This window comes from Campylobacter cuniculorum DSM 23162 = LMG 24588, from assembly GCF_002104335.1.
Lineage (GTDB): Bacteria > Campylobacterota > Campylobacteria > Campylobacterales > Campylobacteraceae > Campylobacter_D > Campylobacter_D cuniculorum.
The window spans coordinates 1,159,424-1,177,526 of record NZ_CP020867.1 but is presented as its reverse complement, the minus strand read 5'-3'; the positions used below and the strand labels follow the sequence as shown (position 1 = coordinate 1,177,526).

Sequence of the window (18,103 nt, the reverse complement as noted above, 5' to 3'; positions counted from 1 at the left end):
TTAAGCCTCTATACTTTTTAAAATCTCTTTGCAAATTGCCTCTACATCATCTTTATTCATTGCTGTGCCACTTGGCAAACAAAGTCCTTTTTGAAAAAATAACTCGCTATTTCCATTGACATAGGCTCTTTGAGATGTAAAAACCCCTTGAGTGTGCATTGCTTTCCAAAGAGGTCTGGCTTCAATTTTTTGAATTTTTAAATCATGGATGAGCTTTGAAATTTTTGGATGCAAAGTAAGTTCTTTTTGTGAGCTTTGAATGCTTTTTTGTTCTTTAAAAAGCTCTTCTTGTTTAAAATCAATCAAAGCAGTACTAAGCCAACGATTTGATCTTGAATGTTCAAGTTCATCTAAAAAAACAAAATATTTGGATAAAAATTCCTTATACCACTCATAAATTTGTCGCTTTTTAAGCACTCTTTGCTCTAAAACTTCCATTTGTGCAACACCAATAGCTCCTAAAACATTGCTCAATCTATAATTATAGCCATAATCTAAATGCTCATAATGCAAACAATCCTCTCTTGCTTGAGTGCTGTAAAATCTCGCTTTTTGAATTTGTTTTTCATCTTTTCCAACAAGTATTCCACCTCCTGAAGTGGTAATGATTTTATTGCCATTAAAAGAATAGACTCCAAAATCTCCAAAAGTTCCTAAGGCTTTTTCTTTATAAAAAGAACCTAAGGCTTCAGCGGCATCTTCGATTAAAATGATGTGATTTTCTTTGCAAATTTCAAGGATAGCATCCATTTTTGCACTATTTCCATAAAGATGTGTTAAAATCAAAGCTTTTGGCGGTTTTTCGCATTCTTTAATTGCGATTTTAAGCAAATTAATATCAAGATTAAAAGTTTCATCACAATCTATAAAAATAGGCTTAGCCTTAAGATAATAAATCGGTGCAACTGAAGCAATAAAAGTAAAAGAAGAGGCTAAAACCAAATCCCCTTCTTTAACCCCGCTCACTCTTAAAGCCAAATGTAAGGCTGCTGTGGCTGAATTTAAAGCTAAGGCATTTTTGCTTTGAGTATAATCCTTCACACTTTGTTCAAATCTATCAACAAATTCTCCTAAAGGTGCGATATAATTGCTCTTAAAAACTTCGTGTATGTATTTTAATTCATTGCCGCTCATATGCGGAGGAGAAAGAAAAAATCTCATTTTTTATCCTTTTTTAATGTTTTTGCAGGAATTCCAACAAGAATATCTTTGCTTTCAATACTCTTAGTCAAAAGTGCTCCACCACCCAAAATGCTCTCATCAGCTAAGCTTAAATTAGGTAAAACAGAAGAATTTACCCCCAAAAAACATAATTTTCCTATCTTGACATTACCTGCTATTTTAGCTCCGACGCTAATGTGTGAAAATTCACCAATTTCACACTCGTGTTCAATCACACAAGAGGAATTTAAAATCACACCTTTGCTGATTTTTGATTGAGCATTAATCACAACTAAGGGCATGACTAAAATTCCACTCTTTGCTAAACTTGCACTGCTAGAAATCACAGCACTGGGGTGGATTAAATTCACAACTTTAAAACCATATTTTACCACTTTTTCATAAATTTTTTTTCTTGTGGCATTATCTCCTATGGCGATAAACATATCGTGTTTTGGTAAATTTTCATCAAAAGCAGTGCCTTTATTATCGTCTAAAAAAAGACATTCTTTATAGCCCATAGCCCTTGCTACATCTTCGCACACGGCTCCGTGTCCGCTGTTTCCATAAATATAAATTTTTTCAGTTTTTTCCATTGAATTTTTCCGTTGTAACGCAACCTTGCTTATTAACTCCACTGCGTTTGAGGACCTTAAATGCAGTAAGAAATAAAATTTTCACATCCAAACAAAAAGAAATATTTTTCACGTAATACACATCAAGTTCAAATTTTCTTTTCCACGATATATCATTTCTTCCATTCACTTGTGCCCAACCTGTAATTCCCGGTCTTACCCTATGTCTTAGTTTTTGCTCTTCATTATAAAGACTTAAATACTCGCAAAGCAAGGGTCTAGGACCCACAAAACTCATATCTCCTTTTAAAACATTAAAAAGTTGCAAAAGTTCATCCAAACTTAAGGTTCTAATTATCTTACCAAAAGATTTTAAACGCAATTCATCAGGCAAAAGTTCTCCTTTTTCATCCCTTTCATCACTCATTGTTTTAAATTTGTAAATTTTAAAAATTTTTTCATTTAATCCGGGTCTTTCTTGAGTGAAAATGACAGATTTTTGCGTTAGTTTTAACAGCAAAGCCACAAATAAAATCAAAGGAGAAAAAAGCACTAAAAGCAATAGAGCCAAACAAAAATCTAAAATTCTTTTAATGAATTTTTCATACATTTTAATTTCCTTTTAATGCTTCATCATAAATTTGCAAATATTTTTGAGCAATCAAATTTTCATCATATTGTAAGACATTTTTAAAGGCGTTTTGTGCAAGATTCTTTCTTAACCTTTCATCTTCTAAGAGCAAGGCTATCTTTTGAGCCAAATCCTTAGAATCTCTTGTTTTTGAAAAAAGTCCATCAAAACCATTTTCCACCGCTTCAATACAGCCTTCGCAATCACTTACAACACAAGCCTTAGCACAAGCCTTAGCTTCTAAAATCGTTACAGGAAAACCTTCTTTGTAGCTCGGTAAAACAAAAATATCGCAGAGATTAAGCCAATATGCAATATCTTCTCTAGCTCCCAAATAAAACACACAAGCAGAGGTTAAAAATTCAAGCGGAGCACAACTAGGATTTTCGTCGCGTCCGCCTATTAAAACGAAATTTGCTTTATCTTTTAAAAGCTCTGCTGCTTCATAAAATTCTTTGACTCCCTTATGCCATAAAGCCCTAGCGACCATTAAAACTATCGCTTTTTGAGGCATTTGGAATTCTTTAAAAATTTCTTGTTTGCTTTCTAAAGGGATTGGGATGGGAAAAAATTTTTTAAGATTAACTCCAACAGATTTTATAATGCAAATTTTTTCATTCCTAAGTCCTAAATTTCGCATAAATTGTGCATCGCTAGAATTTACAAATATCAATTTATGAGCGATTTTAAAGCTGATTTTGTATAAAAAATTAATGCTTAAACGCACAAATTTGCTTTTAAAATCTTCGCTGATATAAAAAGAACCCAATCCCTCAACAAGAGCAAAAATATAAGGAATTTTCGCACATTTTGCAGCAAGGACTCCAAAGGTATTGCTCTTATGTGCAGCAGTTTGTATTAAATCCAAATTTAAAGTTTTTAAAAGTTTTTTTAAATGCAAGAAATTCTTAAGCACAACCAAAGGATTAATGCTCTTTCTGTTAAGCTCATAAATGATGAGTTTAAGCCCTAAATTTTCAAGTTTTAAGGTATAATCATCCTTAGGAACAATGACAAACACCTCATCACCTCTAGCTTCTAAAGCCCTGATAATAGGCATTCTAAAATGATAAACGCTCATGCCTGAATGGCTTAAAAATCCTATTTTCATATCTTTAACTTAAATATCTTTGCTTCATTAGAATTAACAACAAGCTCAAATAAATTTTCGTCATAATTGCTTAAAAAAAACATTTGAACAAAAGCACTATTAAACATAGCTTTGTCCATTAAAATAAATTGAAAAGGTATATTTGTATCTTTGATATAAAAAAGATAAAAAATTGCATTTTCATCGATAGGAATGATTTTATAGTCTTTTTGACGCACAGAATTTAATTCTATAAGACTATTGAGTGTGTAAATTTTATCATTAAACATAAAACTTCTAAAGTCATTGCTCAATAAAATATTATTACTAAGATATATCAGCCCATCTTTTTCGCCTTGATAGGACGCGGGACTGAAGGTAAAATTATTTTCAAATTCACCGGTTTCTAAATTCACATAAGAAAAACTTGCAACGGTTGAAAAAATAGATGCCATTCTCGCAGGAAAATAAAGATAAATATCCCTAGTTTTTGGGGTTTTTAGCTCAAAATCATCTTTCTCTAAACTTGCTAAAAATAAATCAACATTATTGTATCCATAATCTTTCATCATCTCTTGTAGCAAATCATCATAAGGTGTTTTAAAGCTTTTTTCTGTGTATTCTACGCTAAGTCTTGCCATATTTGCTGCTGCTCTTTGCTCTTTACTCAATACAAAAGAAGGAAAAAAATTGTCTTTCCCTAAATGCTTTCCTCCATCAACCAAAGTTTTTACATCACTATAATAGCGTATAGGATAGCCATAATCCCACCAAGCAACGATATAATCCTCTCTTGAAATTTTGTTTTTAAAATCATCTAAAAGTGTGGCTTCATTGTGGTTAAAAACGGTAGCGATTTTATACTCATAAATGTGTTTAAGAGCAAAAAATAAAGCAAAAATTAAAATTCCCATGACAGAAACAATTTGCACTTGTCTTACGCGTTTTTTGTATAAAAGATTGATGATAAAAGGAGTAAAAATCGCAAAGAGCAATAAAAGAAACAAGAATGAATTTTCAAAATACAAATCAACAAAAATTCTAAAATATGAAACTTTGTCCAAAACAAAGTCATTCTTCCATAAAAGCCATAAAAAATTAATCAAAGCAAAAAGAAAAAAACAAAGCAATAAAATCCAGCAAGAATATTTGATTTTATTTAAATTAGGAGTGTATTTTAATCTTTCAATCCTGTTTAAACATTGAATGCTTAAAAAACCAAAACCCAAAGCCATTATAGGCACAGCATAAATCGTAAAACGCAACCCACTTTTTAAAGCCAAAAAGCCAAGAAATAGCATAGGCAAGCTTAAAATCATGCTTTTGTGTTCTTTAAGAAACCAAAAAAAGCCCCAAAGAGAACATAAAAAAACCGCAACACTAGCACTGATTCTTTGCATAAAAATATCCAAAGAAATATTTTCAGTCTCTTGTATGGTTTTACTCACATTAAAATATGCAAAAGTTTGAGTTAAATTTGCACTCTCATCACTCCTAAAAATATAAAAACGAAGTTGATAAAGTATAGGGTCGATTCCACCGCTAAAAGTCAAAAATATCAAAGTTGCAAAAATTAAAAAGGCAATCAAAGAAAATTTAAAATACCTTTCTTTAAAAGCAAATAAAGCAAAAAGCAGAACAATCATCGCACTTTGATAAAACCAAGCAATATTTGAAAGTGTGAGCAAACTAAGTATCACCGCAATATAAAAAATCTTTTCCTGTCTATAAAAGACTAAAATATAAATGAAAAAAAATCCTATCAATGAAACATTTAAAGTATAGCTTGAAGGATACCACCAAAGATAAATTCCTATAAAAAAAGGCAGGGCAATCAAAGAAAAAAAATCTTTCTTTTCAAGAAGTCTCACCATAAAAAACAAGATAAACATAGGTAAGGTTATAGTTAGCATATCTGTATCATAGTATCCGCTCATTGTGCGATTATAATAGCTGTTTGCAATGCTTGCTAAAAGAGCCGCGATAAAGCCCATTAAAACGCATTTGTATTCTCTAGAGATTAAAATGAGTGGCACAACGATTAAAGAAGAAAAAAAAGTACTCATATACAAAATAATGCTCTCAAAGCTAAAAGGAGTGAATTTATAAAGATAATAAGTCAAAGCAGAAAGAGAACTGCCATAATAAGAAAGGTCATTTTCTTGATGAAACCCAGCAATCATATCTCTTGCACCTTCAGCAAAGGCATAGCCATCATTTGAAACAATCATCAATTGCTCATTGAAAAAAAATTGAGCAAATTCACTTGCCCAAAACACCCAATACAAGCGGCATAAAACACTGAAACAAAAAGCAAGTAACATAAATAAAATGAAATTTTCATTATAATACTGATTCAATCGATTTAAAAACGACCGCGAAAATTCTTTTTTCATCATTTGCATTTTTTATCCTATCAAATACTTTAGAGCCATTCTAGCAATCTTAACCTTATCAAAATCCAAAGCACGTAATCGCGCCTTTTTTTTATAAGTTTGTCTGAGATTTTCATCTTCAAGCATGAGTTTTAAACCATTAAACATACTATTTTCGTTATTAACCTGAACCAAAAGACCAAATTCATCATTACCAAAAAGCTCCTTAGCTCCACTTTTATGCTCGGTGCAAACCACAGCACAAGAACAAGCAAGACTTTCAATCAAAACATTAGAAAATCCTTCAAAAATTGAAGCAAACGCAAAAAATTCGCATTTACTCATATATTTATAAGGATTAGAATCAAAGCCTAAAAGCAAAACTTTATCTTTTAAATTCAATTCTTCAATCAAATTTTCTAAGTCGTTTTTAAGAATACCTTCGCCTAAAATCACAAGTTTTAAATCTGTTTTTAATCTTGCATAAGCTTTGATTAAAAGTTTGTGATTCTTCCCCTCATCAAGTCTGCCAACACTAAGTATAAATTTATCTTGCAAAGGTATAGCTTCTAAAGCTTTTTTTTCAATATTTTCTAAATCAATTGCATTGTATAAAATCTGACATTTTTGAGCATTGATATTAAAAACTTCGATTAAGTCTTCTTCATTGCCCTTAGAATTTGCTAAAATCAAATCCGCCTTAGGATACAGAAAGCGGATTAAAGAACGATTGATGAAAGAATTGACATTTTTTTTCGCATACATTACACTTGGAGTGGTGCATTCATTGATAACAAGTCTTGATTTTAAGCCAAAAATTCTTGCAAACAAAGCGATATAATTAGGACGATTTAAAAAAACAAATTGTATGTCTATCTGTAAATTTTTGCAGAGTTTTTTGTATTTTAGAGCTAAAAAAGGGAGTTTTATAAATTTCATTAAAGAGTTTTCATCGGGACGAGATTGTTCTAAAAAATGGATATTGCAAGGGGGGATTTCATAAGAAATTTTATCATTCATTAAAATCAAATGCACTTGAAATTTTAAATTTAAAATCGGTAATAAAGTTGCAACAACCCTTTCAGCCCCGCCACTTCCTAAAGAATAAATAAAAATTGCTAATTTTTGCATAAAGCCACCCGAATACGCGATAATTTTGCTATAAAACTACTTGGAATTATACTTAAACAAAGTAAAATTAAAGCGGGGAGATTGAATTTTATTTTCAAACTTTTATAAAGATAAAAATACATTTTTTTAAATTCGCCTGCAAATTTAGCATAATAAGCCGCCATTTTATAATAACTCGCACAAGCTTTTTTATAGTCCTTATCTTTGCTAAGCTCTAATTGTGTTTCTAAAAGCAAAGCAAGTTCTAAATATCCCAAATAAACACGATGTGCATTCTTTGCTGCATTTAAAGTAACGCTATCCTCTCTTTTAATCCTATAAATTCTAAAAGCTTTATGGATATAAAAACTTTTTTCATCATATAAATTCACCCAGAGTGTGGCTTCATTGCCATAAAAATTTTCATTAAAACGTTTGCCTTTAAGTAAAGATTTTTTAAAAACTGAAAAAAATTCTCCTTGAAATTTTTGCATTAAAAAATCTTTTTTACAAAGCTCTGTATCTTTATCCAAACCCACTCCGCTCAACCGAGAGCTTAACACTCCATTTTCTTCAATCAAACAATTGCCTAAAATATGAGAATAACCCTCTTTTGACAATAACTCACTTAAAGCACCATCTAAAAGCTCATCATCATCGTCTAAAAAACTTATAAATTCTCCCTGTGCATAATCTAAACCATTGTTTTTATTACCATTTGGACCCTGTTTGTATCGCGTGTTTAAGACATATTTAATGCGACTATCTTTTTCTTGCATTTGCTTAACAAGTTTTTCTGTTTCATCTTTGGAATTATCATCGCTTACAATGATTTCTAAGTCTTTAAAATCCTGCTTTTGCACACTTTTAATCGCTTTAAGCAATAAATCCGGACGCCTATAAGTTGCTATAATCACCGAAAGTTTAGGCATGTTCTCTTAACTCCTTGATTAAAACCAGCCATTTTTCTTTAATATTTGAAATTTCATAGTTTTCACATCTTTTTTTGGCTTCGCAAACCAAATTAAGTCTTAATTGTTCATCATTTAAAACCAAACTTATCCTTTCTGCCATAGCCAAATCATCATCACAAGGCACAATAAAGCCATCTTTTAAATCCTCAATCAAATCCTTTGCCCCAGCTGTATAAGCACTCGAAATTCTACACACCTCAAAATACAAACTTTCAATCAAAACCGTAGGCAAACCCTCTATAAAAGAACAAAGACAAAGCACTTTAGCCCTCTCATAAAGGCTTTTTATATCCTCAACCTTACCTAAAAATTTGATATTCAAGCCCTTAGCCCTTAATTTTAATTCTTCTTTAAGCTCCCCATCTCCAGCAACTATAAATTCGCAATTTTGACGCAAATTTTCCTCTAAATTTTCAAAGGCTCTGATAAACATTTGAGGATTTTTATTTTTATCTAATCTCCCGACAAAAAGCACAAGATTTTCTTTTTTGAATTCTTTGTTTTCTAAGGTAAAATGACAAGGATTTGGAAGTAAAATCACCCTTTTAACAAAATTTTCATAATAATTCTTATCCGAACTTGAAAGCACTGTTAAAGCATTGGCATAAGGATAGCTCATCCTTCTTAAAAATCTCCAAATTTTAGGTTTTAAATAACTTTGATGACTATGCTCACTGATGATTAAAGGAGTTCTTAAACCCCATTTTGCAACGATACAAGCAATATTTGTTGTATCTAAAAAAGAAATAAAAACATCGCTCTTGCTCTCTTTAAGGGCTAAACGTAAGGCAAAAAATTTCTTAAAACGACTTGCAATCTTATGATAGATTGTATCAAAGCGAAATTCGGGCAGGGTTTTGACACAAATTTCATGCTCAAGAGGATAAAAAGAATCTTCTTTGTGGAATTTTATAATACAAATTTCATGCTCTTTACACAATGCATTTGCTAAGGTAACCAAAACCCTTTCAGCCCCGCCAGAATTTAAGGTCGCTATGATAAAAGTGATTTTCATCTTGCCCTTTCTAAGATGAGTTTTCCTCGCTCGAGTTTATAAATTTTATCGCAATTTTCAATCGTTGAAAGCCTGTGAGCAATAATAATCATCGTTTTATCCTTAGCAAGTTCATAGATTGCGTCCATTATTTTAGCTTCTATATTGCTATCAAGGGCTGAAGTGGCTTCATCTAAAACGAGAATTTCGGGATTTAAAAAAAGTGCTCTTGCTATGGCTATCCTTTGTTTTTGTCCTCCGCTTAAATTGCTCCCTCCATCTCCTACCTGTGTGTCAATGCCTTGAGGGAGATTTTTAATGAATTTTTCAAGATGCACTTTTTGTATGAGTTCTTTAAGAAAACTTTCTTTTGCTTCATCTCCAAAAGAAATATTTTTGGCAATGCTATCATTAAAAAGATAAATTTGTTGCGGGATGTAGCCGATTTTTTGTCGGTAATTTTTTATATTTTTAGAATTAAGTGCGGTATTATCGATATAAATTTGACCTTCTTTAGGAGTTAAAAGCCCTATGATTAAATCCACTAGAGTGCTTTTACCGCTTCCACTTTCACCGATAAAAGCGATTTTTTCACCTTTTTTAATACTTAAATTGATATTTTTAAACAAAAGATTTTTACCCTCATATCCAAAACCCAAATTTTCCAAACGAAGTTCTTTTTTAAATTCAAGCTTTTCATCGCCTAAATTTTCTTTTTTTTGATTTAAAATTTGATAAATAATCTCCAAAGAAGAGCGATAATAAAGCAAATCATGATAACTTGTAAGAATGCGATTTGCACTTGGCATTAAGCGATAAAGGGCTAAAACAAAGATAGAAATTGTAGCTAAGATATTTGAAATATCACTTTTATTCGCAAATACCAAAAACACAACAATCAATACAAGCACACAAAAACCTACACCCTCAAGATAAATACGTGGCAAGGCTGCGACGGTTTCGCTTGTAATATTTGCTTTGCTAAAAGCCAGACTTTGCTCTTTAAAAAGATTTAAAACACCTTGTTCTTTTGTTTTAAGTTTGATGAATTTAAAATTATTTAAATTTGTATTTAAAATTTCAAAAAAATTCTTCATCGCTTCTTCTCTTTTTAAGCCTGCTTTTTTGACAATGGGGGCTAAAATTTTAACTAAAATGAAAGCATTTAAAATCATAAAAACACTCAAAAATAAAGTGATTTTATAATCAATTAAAAGCATTAAAGCGTAGAGTAAAATCAATACAAAAATTTCACTCATCATAAGCAAAAAAGACGCTAACATCGTGCTAAGATTATACACCTCTCCTGTAATGCTCTTAAGAATTTCGGATTGATTTTTTCGCGTGAAACTCTCATAATCAGAACTTAAAAAGGCGGAAAAGACCCTAAGAGCTATATTGTGGTATCTGCCTTTTGAAAATTGAGCCAAAAGATGAAAATAATAAGCATTTAAAAAGGCTCTAAAAACATAAAAAATAACAAGCAAAATTCCAAAATAAACAATAAGCTCATAGCTAGGTAGGGCAAAGTATTCTTTAATTTTCATCAAAATTGCATTTTTTTCAAAATACGAAAAATCACTCGCTAAAGCAACAAAAGGCATAATTAAAGAGATTGCAAAGCTTTCTATAAAAGAAATAAATACCGAAAAAATCAGCAAAGAAAATAAAAATTTTTTATCCTCTTGACTCAATATAAAAAAAAGTTTTTTTAACACTGCTTTTCCCACTCAAAGGCACTCCTGCAAATGAGTTCTAAATCATCAAATTGAGGTTGCCACGAAGTAAGAGAGCGAATTTTAGAAGCATCTGAAATTAAAACACTAGGGTCTCCTGCACGACGTGCAGCAATTTCTACTTTAAAATCCACCCCGCTCACCTTTTTCATCGTTTCAATCACCTCTTTAACACTAAAGCCGTGTCCATAGCCGACATTAAAAACATCACTTGCATTGTCTTTAAGATATTCTAAAGCCACTAAATGGGCACTTGAAATGTCATCGACATGGATGAAATCTCTAATGCAAGTTCCATCTTTGGTTTCATAATCTTCACCAAAAATAAAAAGCTTCTCCCTCTTACCTGCTGCGACTTCAGCTGCGACTTTTATCAGCAAGGTTGCCTTTGGGTATCTTTGTCCAAGTTTAAAGTCCATACAAGCTCCTGCAACATTAAAATATCTTAAAATACAATGCTTAAATTCAGGAAAAGCCACACTTGCGTCCCTTAAAAGTTCTTCGCTCATCAATTTACTCTTACCATAAGGATTAATCGGCATTAAAGGGCTTGTTTCACTCACCACCGGAGTCTTAGGCTCTCCATAAGTGGCAGCTGTTGATGAAAAGATGAATTTAAAAACCCCATTTTCAAGGCAAGTTTGTATGAGATTTGCAGTATTAGCTGTGTTATTGATATAATATTTTAAAGGATTTTGCATACTTTCAAACACCTCAATACTTGCAGCAAAATGCACCACAGCGTCAAATTTTTGCGTTTTAAAAAGCTCTTTAAGTCCTTTAAAATCACTTAAATCCTGTTTAAAAAATTCAAAATTTCTAATGCGACTTAAATCCTCAAGTGAAGTTTGAGACCCCTTAGAAAGATTATCCAAAACGTAAAGTTCATGCGAGGTTTTTAAAAATTGTCTCAAGGTGTGAGAGCCTATATAACCCGCTCCGCCTGTAATTAAAATTTTCATCATCTTCCCTTAAAATCAAATTAAAAATCAAAAGAATAATTTTAGCATTTTTATTTAAACATTAATTCCTCATTTTTAAAATTTCATTCTCACAAGCTTTAACAAACACTTCCAAATAACCACGATGAGCCTTTTTTTCGCTTAAATATTGCTTCATCAAAGCGAGAAAATCCACATAATCATCTTCATTTAAATTTCCCTTAATCAACTCATATTTTAAAAAAAGCATGTAGGTGTTAAGCGTATCACTTTCGCAATATTCATGAATTTTTTCAAGCTGATTTTCATAATAAAGATTCATGACCAAATCCCCGCTTACATCATATTTTCCGGGCAAATCTGTCATCAAACAAAGAGTATCAAGTCTTAAACCCTTAAAAGCTCCCAAAGATTCGAATAAATCACAATGCTTAAGCTCACTAAATCGCGTTTTGTAATTATTCCATTTATCTGTTTGAGTGTCTAAATAACTCGCAGCCTTGATATTGTATTTTAAAGCCCTTAAAACAAGCAAAGGCATATCATAATTTTTGCCATTAAAACTCACAAGTCTTGGCTTATATTTTTCTATAAAATCAAAAAAATTATCAATCATCGTTTTTTCATCTTCACCTTCAATTTTATTGACCTTTATGAATCGTCCAAAATGGTCGCTAATGACCGCACAAATGCTAACGATTTTGTGAAAAGGCAGGGCTAAAAATTCATTTCCATTTTTTTGCTTTTCTTGCTCCAAAGCCTTTAAACTCACCTCCAAATCATTTCCTTCAAAACCAAAACATTTGCGGATAAGCTCACTATCCGGAATGCTCTCACAATCAAAAATGCAAATATAACCTTCATTTTTCATCTTTTAACCTTTTTTTTAAATATCTTTGTTAAAATCATAGCAAAAATTTCAAAACACTGGGCTGATTTAATGAAAATAGCAATCATTCGTCTGTCTGCACTTGGAGATATTATCCAAAGTGCGGTAATTTTGCAGTTTATTAAAGGATTAAAAAAAGACATAGAACTTCACTGGTTTGTCGATGAAAAATTCAAAGATATACTTGAAAATCATCCTTTAATTGACCGCCTTTACGCTCTGCCTCTAAAAGACAAAAAGATTTATAAAACCCTCAAAATACTCTTTAAAGCAAGGAAAAATCGCTATGATTTTGCTCTAGACCTACAAGGACTCATCAAATCCGCTCTTACAAGCCGCATCTTAAGTCCTAATAATTTTGGTTTTGATAAATTCAGCCTTAAAGAAAGTTTTGCGTCAATTTTTTATCATCAAAAATTTGCAATGAGTTATAATGAAAATGTATTTGTGCGGTATTTAAGTTTGAGTGCTTTTATGCTAAATGCTGAATTTGAACCTAAGGATATTTATTTTAAACAAGCCGTATTTAATGTCGATAAAAACATAACTCAAAGCCTTTTTGAAGAATTAGAATGGAAAGAAAAAAACATACTCTTGCATGTGGGCTCAAGTGAAAAAAATAAAATTTATCCTAAGGAAAAATTAATCAAACTTTGTTCCTTAATCACTCAAGATGAAACACTTAAGATTTTTCTTTGCTGGGGAAATGACTTTGAAAAAGAAATGGCAAAAGAGATTGCAAAAACTCATCAAAATATCGAAGTACTTAGAAAAATGAGCTTAAAAGAACTCATAGCCTTAACAAAAATGATGGATTTAATCATAGGAAACGATAGCGGTCCTACGCATTTAGCCTTTGCAATGAATAAAGCTTCCATTACAATTTTTGGAGCAACTCCTAGTAAAAGAAACTCTTTTGAAACGAGTATTAATAAAACGATTGATGCGGGAAAAAAAATCACTAATGCTAAACATATCAACAAAAAAGATTTTTGTATCACTCAAATTAATGAAAGGGATATTTTTGCTTTGGTTAAGGAATTGCTTTATGTTTAAAGAGAGAATTTATATTTTTATTTACTATTTTCTCAAGATGATTGTTTTTATTTTACCAAAATCGCTATTGAATTTTCTTGCTTTATTTGTAGCTCAAATCACCTTTTGGTGCAATAGCAAACACAGAAAAATCATCGACATCAATCTCAAACTTTGCTTTCCGGAAAAAAGCCCCGAAGAAAGAAAACAAATTGCTTTAAAAATTTATCAAAATTTTGCAAAATTTGGTATTGATTGCATAGAGAATCAAAACACAACTAAGGAGAAAATTCTCAAAAAAGTGCATTTTGATAATGAAGAGCTCTTAATCAAAGCTGTTCATTCTAAAAGGAGTTTGATACTCACTACAGCTCATTATGGAAATTGGGAACTTTGTGCACTTGCTTATGCGGCAAGATTTGGGGCAATGTCGATTGTAAGTAGAGCCTTAGACAGCAAGGCAATGGATAAAATTTTAAGTCAAAACCGCACTCAATTTGATATGCAAATCATCGATAAAAAGGGGGGGTTAAAAAAAATGATTAAAGCCCTTAAAGACAAAAGGACTTTAGGCATTTTAACTGACCAAGATGCAAGTGCGAATGAAAGCATGAGGGTAAAATTTTTTGATAAAGAAGTGAATTTTTTAATGGGTGCGAGTGTGATTGCTAAAAAAATGGATGCCTTGCTTTTGAGTGCTTTTATCTACCAAAAAGAAGGAAAATATCATATCAAATGCTTTGAAATTCAAGATTCAAGACTTAAAAGTAGCGAAGAACTGACATTTTATCAAGCAAAATGTTGCGAAGAGATGATAAAATTTAAACCTGATGAGTATTTTTTCTTTCATAAAAGATTTAGAAGTTTTGATAAAGAGCTTTATAAAAATTAATTTTTATAAGAATTGATATTTTCTTAATGAGGGGAGGGGACAGCTCTGTAAAAATAAATCTTTGAAAATTGCAAGAATATAATAAAAGATAAAAATGTGGTTTAATTTAATGCTTGAAAAGCTTAGCATTGCAACAAAGAAATTTAAATTTGATAAGGCTTAAATTTTTTTGTTAATCAACCAAACAAAATTTAATTCTACTCAAATGTTAAAAATGAATGTGTATCTTTAAATCCATCAATTTTGCAATAAGCTGTAATTGTAACTATGCAAGGCTTAATTTTTTTTTAAATTAAGCCTAATTTTAGTGCAATATCATTTTCTCATATTTATAGTTTTTATCTTTAGCATAAACGATAGAGCAGGGTTTTAAACTTTCCCTAATGGATTAAGATAGAGTTTGTGATTGCTTGAGAATTCTGTTTTGTCATTTTCTTTGTGTCTGGGCTTTAAATTGAAGCACTATTGAATTCACAAACAAACGCTAAGCCTTCAAACTCTCAAACAATTCCTCCCATTTTTCCATAATCACCTCTTTAGAAAATTTTTCTTGCATACGCTTTTTGGCTGCATTGCCCATTTGTTCCCTTAAGTTTTGATTCTCCATTAAAACACAGAGTTTTTTTACAAAGCTCTCAAGGGCATTATCCTCAATCAAAAAGCCTGTTTTTGAATCTTCTATTATATCACTAGGACCCGTCTTTACATCAAAGGCAACGCTTGGTAGAGCAAAACTTCCACTCTCAACCAAAACCATTCCAAAGCCCTCATACAAACTCGTCATCACATAAATGCTTGCACTTAAATATTCCTTTTCAATCTCTTTTGTAAAGGGTTTTAGTATAATAGAATCATTAAGATTCTTTGCACTAATTTGCTCTCTAAGCTCTTGTTCTAATCCTCCCTCGCCGACAATGTGTAATTTCCACTCTCTAAAGGCTTGATTTTTTTGCACCAAGTCCCAAATTTCAATCAAACGTGAAAATCCTTTTTGTTCTACTAATCTCCCCACACTCAAAACAATCTTTTGTGCATGATTTGTGCTTTCTTTAGGGATTGTGGGAATGAAATTTGGAATGATAGAAAAATGACTCTTTGGATATTTTGCTTGGAATGATTTGAGTTCTTTGGAGCTAAGCAAAACAATGTGAGGGAAGATTGAGAAATTATGATATATTATGTGGTTTTTGTAGTCTACATGTGTTATTTTAATGGCTTTTTCTATATATTTTGCAATGATTCCATCGAGTGTATCATAAGTTGCATTGCAAATGATAAAATCGGGGTTTTCTTTGCAAATGAGATTCTCAAAATCCCTTCTGCATTGATAGAGCAAATAGACATTCAGTGGTGTTATCAAAAGGCGTAAAAACTCTCTTAGAATCTTACCCCATCTATTCTTGGGCTTCTTAAATCCTAAGCGACGGGTGGAAAGTTTAACTTGAATGTCCTTAGAATGCAATCGCGACAAATTCGCTCCCTTTTTATACAATGCAAAGATGCTTATCTCATGTCCTCTTTCTGCAAAAGCATTGGCAAGATTGCAAACAACGCGTTCAGTCCCCCCCCCTATCACCATAGTGTTTATTGTCAATAATATTTTCATGATTGTCTCTCTTTTATTTTCAAACTCTCAAACAATTCCTCCCATTTTTCCATAATCACCTCTTTAGAAAATTTTTCTTGCATACGCTTTTTGGCTGCATTGCCCATTTGTTCCCTTAAGTTTTGATTCTCCATTAAAACACAGAGTTTTTTTGCAAAGCTCTCAAGGGCATTATCCTCAATCAAAAAGCCTGTTTTTGAATCTTCTATAATATCGCTAGGACCAGTATTTACATCAAAAGCAACACTTGGCAGAGCAAAAGAACTTGCCTCTAAGAGCACCATAGGCATACCCTCATACAAACTCGTCATCACATAAATGCTTGCACTTAAATATTCCTTTTCAATCTCTTTTGTAAAGGGTTTTAGTATAATAGAATCATTAAGATTTTTTGCACTAATTTGCTCTCTAAGCTCTTGTTCTAATCCTCCCTCGCCGACAATGTGTAATTTCCACTCTCTAAAGGCTTGATTTTTTTGCACCAAGTCCCAAATTTCAATCAAACGCGAAAATCCTTTTTGTTCTACTAATCTCCCCACACTCAAAACAATCTTTTGTGCATGATTTGTGCTTTCTTTAGGGATTGTGGGAATGAAATTTGGAATGATAGAAAAATGACTCTTTGGATATTTTGCTTGGAATGATTTGAGTTCTTTGGAGCTAAGCAAAACAATGTGAGGAAAGATTGAGAAATTATGATGGCGAATTCTATGATCTTCATAACTCGTGTGCAAGACCTTTATAAATCTTATCTCCGCATGTTTTGCAACAACTTTATTGAGCGTATTAAAGGGGGCGTTGCAAATGATAAAATCGGGGTTTTCTTTGCAAACGAGTTTCTCAAAATCCCTTTTGCATTGATAGAGTAAATAGGCATTTAGTGGTGTTATCAAAAGGCGCAAAAACTCTCTTAGAATCTTGCCTCCTTTATTTTTAGGCTTCTTAAATCCTAAGCGACGGGTGGAAAGTTTGACTTGAATGTCCTTAGAACGCAATCGCGACAAATCCGCTCCCTTTTTATACAATGTAAAGATGCTTATCTCATGCCCTCTCTCTGCAAAAGCATTAGCGAGATTGCACACAACGCGTTCAATCCCCCCCCCCTATACTCATAGAATTTGATGTTAAAAGAATTTTCATCATACTCCTTTATAAAGATAAATTATATTATATAAACCAAATTTGCCTTGCAAAAAAGCCAAAATTCTGTCTTTAACTTTCATTTTAGTATGGAATAAATTATATTTTACCTTAAACAATCCAAACTTTTTGATACAATAAAACGAATTGATTGAATGAAATATATTTTTTTATCAATCTGCTTTAATACAGATTTAATGCAATACCTTTCTAAAATTGAGTCTTTGTTTTAAAAAAATTAAATATAATTGACGATTTCTTTAAAAAGCTTTTTTACTCTAAAGATGATTTTAAGAAATGAATTTTCAAAGAATAAAATGATTAATTTGATTTTAATCACACAAAAACCCAAAATAAATTTAATTTTTAAAGCGAATTCTGATAATTATAAAGTCTTTCACCCGCAAAGAAAATTAAAATCTTTATTCATTCAATAAGTAAAAATCAACAAAGCCCGCAATGAGCTACTTTCCCCCTGTCAGTAAGACTTAGTATCATCACCCACGATATGCTTAGCTTCTTGGTTCGGGATGGGGCAAGGCGTTTCCATATCTGTATAATCACGGACCTTGTTATTTATGGATACAAAGAAGATTGATGCTTTTTAAGCCTTAGACACTGATTTAAGATGTTAAGTCTTAGTGTAATGAAAGAATGTTAAAATCTTTTTATTTCTAAAAGTCCAAATTTAAAAACTCAAACAAAGACTCAATAGACTTCTCATCAAAAGATTTTCATCCTAAAATCAATCCTTTTAAAAACATCTCTTAACTTCAATCAAGCATAAAAATACATTCAAGTATTCTCTTCTAAGATTTAAACTATACCCATAAAAAACAAGGTTAAAAACAAACAAGCTGATAAACATTTCCTTAAGATTAATAAAAACCTTAACAAGGAAGTGATGCTCACTGATTGAACTTATAAAATCATCAAGACCTTAAGTCAAAAAGT

At 31.6% G+C, this 18,103-nt stretch carries 15 protein-coding genes and 1 rRNA gene; 2 read left to right on the top strand and 14 right to left on the bottom strand.

The features are described from left to right. The 11 genes from pglE to CCUN_RS05835 all read right to left on the bottom strand — a co-directional run bounded on the left by pglE (position 1) and on the right by CCUN_RS05835 (position 12,458). On the bottom strand, positions 1–1,161 hold the full coding sequence (gene pglE, locus CCUN_RS05885) for a UDP-N-acetylbacillosamine transaminase (RefSeq protein ID WP_027305723.1): 1,161 nt from the start codon (positions 1,159–1,161) through the stop codon (positions 1–3). Further along, the gene (gene pglD / locus CCUN_RS05880) at positions 1,158–1,757 is read right to left on the bottom strand and encodes a UDP-N-acetylbacillosamine N-acetyltransferase (RefSeq protein ID WP_027305724.1); all 600 of its coding nucleotides are present in this window, start codon (positions 1,755–1,757) and stop codon (positions 1,158–1,160) included. Before pglD ends, pglE begins: the two co-directional genes overlap by 4 nt. Further along, entirely contained in the window at positions 1,744–2,346 is a 603-nt protein-coding gene (gene pglC, locus CCUN_RS05875) for an undecaprenyl phosphate N,N'-diacetylbacillosamine 1-phosphate transferase (RefSeq protein WP_027305725.1), read from the bottom strand. The genes pglD and pglC overlap by 14 nt, the downstream gene beginning before the upstream one ends. Before the next feature lies 1 nt (position 2,347). After that, positions 2,348–3,478, bottom strand: coding sequence for a N,N'-diacetylbacillosaminyl-diphospho-undecaprenol alpha-1,3-N-acetylgalactosaminyltransferase (pglA, locus tag CCUN_RS05870; protein WP_027305726.1), 1,131 nt, complete (start codon positions 3,476–3,478; stop codon positions 2,348–2,350). Next, positions 3,475–5,856, bottom strand: a complete 2,382-nt coding sequence (locus CCUN_RS05865; RefSeq protein WP_027305727.1) for an STT3 domain-containing protein — start codon at positions 5,854–5,856, stop codon at positions 3,475–3,477. Before CCUN_RS05865 ends, pglA begins: the two co-directional genes overlap by 4 nt. Before the next feature lie 9 nt (positions 5,857–5,865). Beyond that, a complete protein-coding gene (gene pglJ / locus CCUN_RS05860; protein ID WP_027305728.1) occupies positions 5,866–6,963 on the bottom strand; it encodes an N-acetylgalactosamine-N,N'-diacetylbacillosaminyl-diphospho-undecaprenol 4-alpha-N-acetylgalactosaminyltransferase in 1,098 nt (365 codons plus the stop codon). Further along, positions 6,951–7,874, bottom strand: coding sequence for a GalNAc(5)-diNAcBac-PP-undecaprenol beta-1,3-glucosyltransferase (pglI, locus tag CCUN_RS05855; protein WP_027305729.1), 924 nt, complete (start codon positions 7,872–7,874; stop codon positions 6,951–6,953). The genes pglJ and pglI overlap by 13 nt, the downstream gene beginning before the upstream one ends. Continuing rightward, the gene (pglH, locus tag CCUN_RS05850; protein WP_027305730.1) at positions 7,867–8,931 is read right to left on the bottom strand and encodes a GalNAc-alpha-(1->4)-GalNAc-alpha-(1->3)-diNAcBac-PP-undecaprenol alpha-1,4-N-acetyl-D-galactosaminyltransferase; all 1,065 of its coding nucleotides are present in this window, start codon (positions 8,929–8,931) and stop codon (positions 7,867–7,869) included. Before pglH ends, pglI begins: the two co-directional genes overlap by 8 nt. Then, complete coding sequence (gene pglK / locus CCUN_RS05845; protein WP_027305731.1) at positions 8,928–10,628, bottom strand: BC-type lipopolysaccharide transporter PglK; 1,701 nt, start codon at positions 10,626–10,628, stop codon at positions 8,928–8,930. Before pglK ends, pglH begins: the two co-directional genes overlap by 4 nt. Further along, the gene (gene galE / locus CCUN_RS05840; protein WP_027305732.1) at positions 10,622–11,608 is read right to left on the bottom strand and encodes a UDP-glucose 4-epimerase GalE; all 987 of its coding nucleotides are present in this window, start codon (positions 11,606–11,608) and stop codon (positions 10,622–10,624) included. The genes pglK and galE overlap by 7 nt, the downstream gene beginning before the upstream one ends. Positions 11,609–11,669: 61 nt before the next feature. Next, complete coding sequence (locus CCUN_RS05835) at positions 11,670–12,458, bottom strand: 3'-5' exonuclease (RefSeq protein WP_027305733.1); 789 nt, start codon at positions 12,456–12,458, stop codon at positions 11,670–11,672. A gap of 69 nt (positions 12,459–12,527) precedes the next feature. On the opposite strand from CCUN_RS05835, the gene waaC reads away from it, so the two are divergent. Both waaC and CCUN_RS05825 read left to right on the top strand, forming a co-directional pair. Next, positions 12,528–13,532, top strand: coding sequence for a lipopolysaccharide heptosyltransferase I (gene waaC, locus CCUN_RS05830; protein ID WP_027305734.1), 1,005 nt, complete (start codon positions 12,528–12,530; stop codon positions 13,530–13,532). Next, the gene (locus tag CCUN_RS05825; protein ID WP_027305735.1) at positions 13,525–14,403 is read left to right on the top strand and encodes a lipid A biosynthesis lauroyl acyltransferase; all 879 of its coding nucleotides are present in this window, start codon (positions 13,525–13,527) and stop codon (positions 14,401–14,403) included. The genes waaC and CCUN_RS05825 overlap by 8 nt, the downstream gene beginning before the upstream one ends. Before the next feature lie 484 nt (positions 14,404–14,887). On the opposite strand, the gene CCUN_RS05820 is transcribed toward CCUN_RS05825, so the two are convergent. The 3 genes from CCUN_RS05820 to rrf all read right to left on the bottom strand — a co-directional run bounded on the left by CCUN_RS05820 (position 14,888) and on the right by rrf (position 17,717). Next, positions 14,888–16,009, bottom strand: a complete 1,122-nt coding sequence (locus CCUN_RS05820; RefSeq protein WP_169712499.1) for a glycosyltransferase family 4 protein — start codon at positions 16,007–16,009, stop codon at positions 14,888–14,890. After that, on the bottom strand, positions 16,006–17,103 hold the full coding sequence (locus CCUN_RS05815) for a glycosyltransferase family 4 protein (protein ID WP_280521952.1): 1,098 nt from the start codon (positions 17,101–17,103) through the stop codon (positions 16,006–16,008). Before CCUN_RS05815 ends, CCUN_RS05820 begins: the two co-directional genes overlap by 4 nt. Positions 17,104–17,600: 497 nt before the next feature. Then, positions 17,601–17,717, bottom strand: a 5S ribosomal RNA gene (rrf, locus tag CCUN_RS05810). Positions 17,718–18,103: the final 386 nt, after the last annotated feature.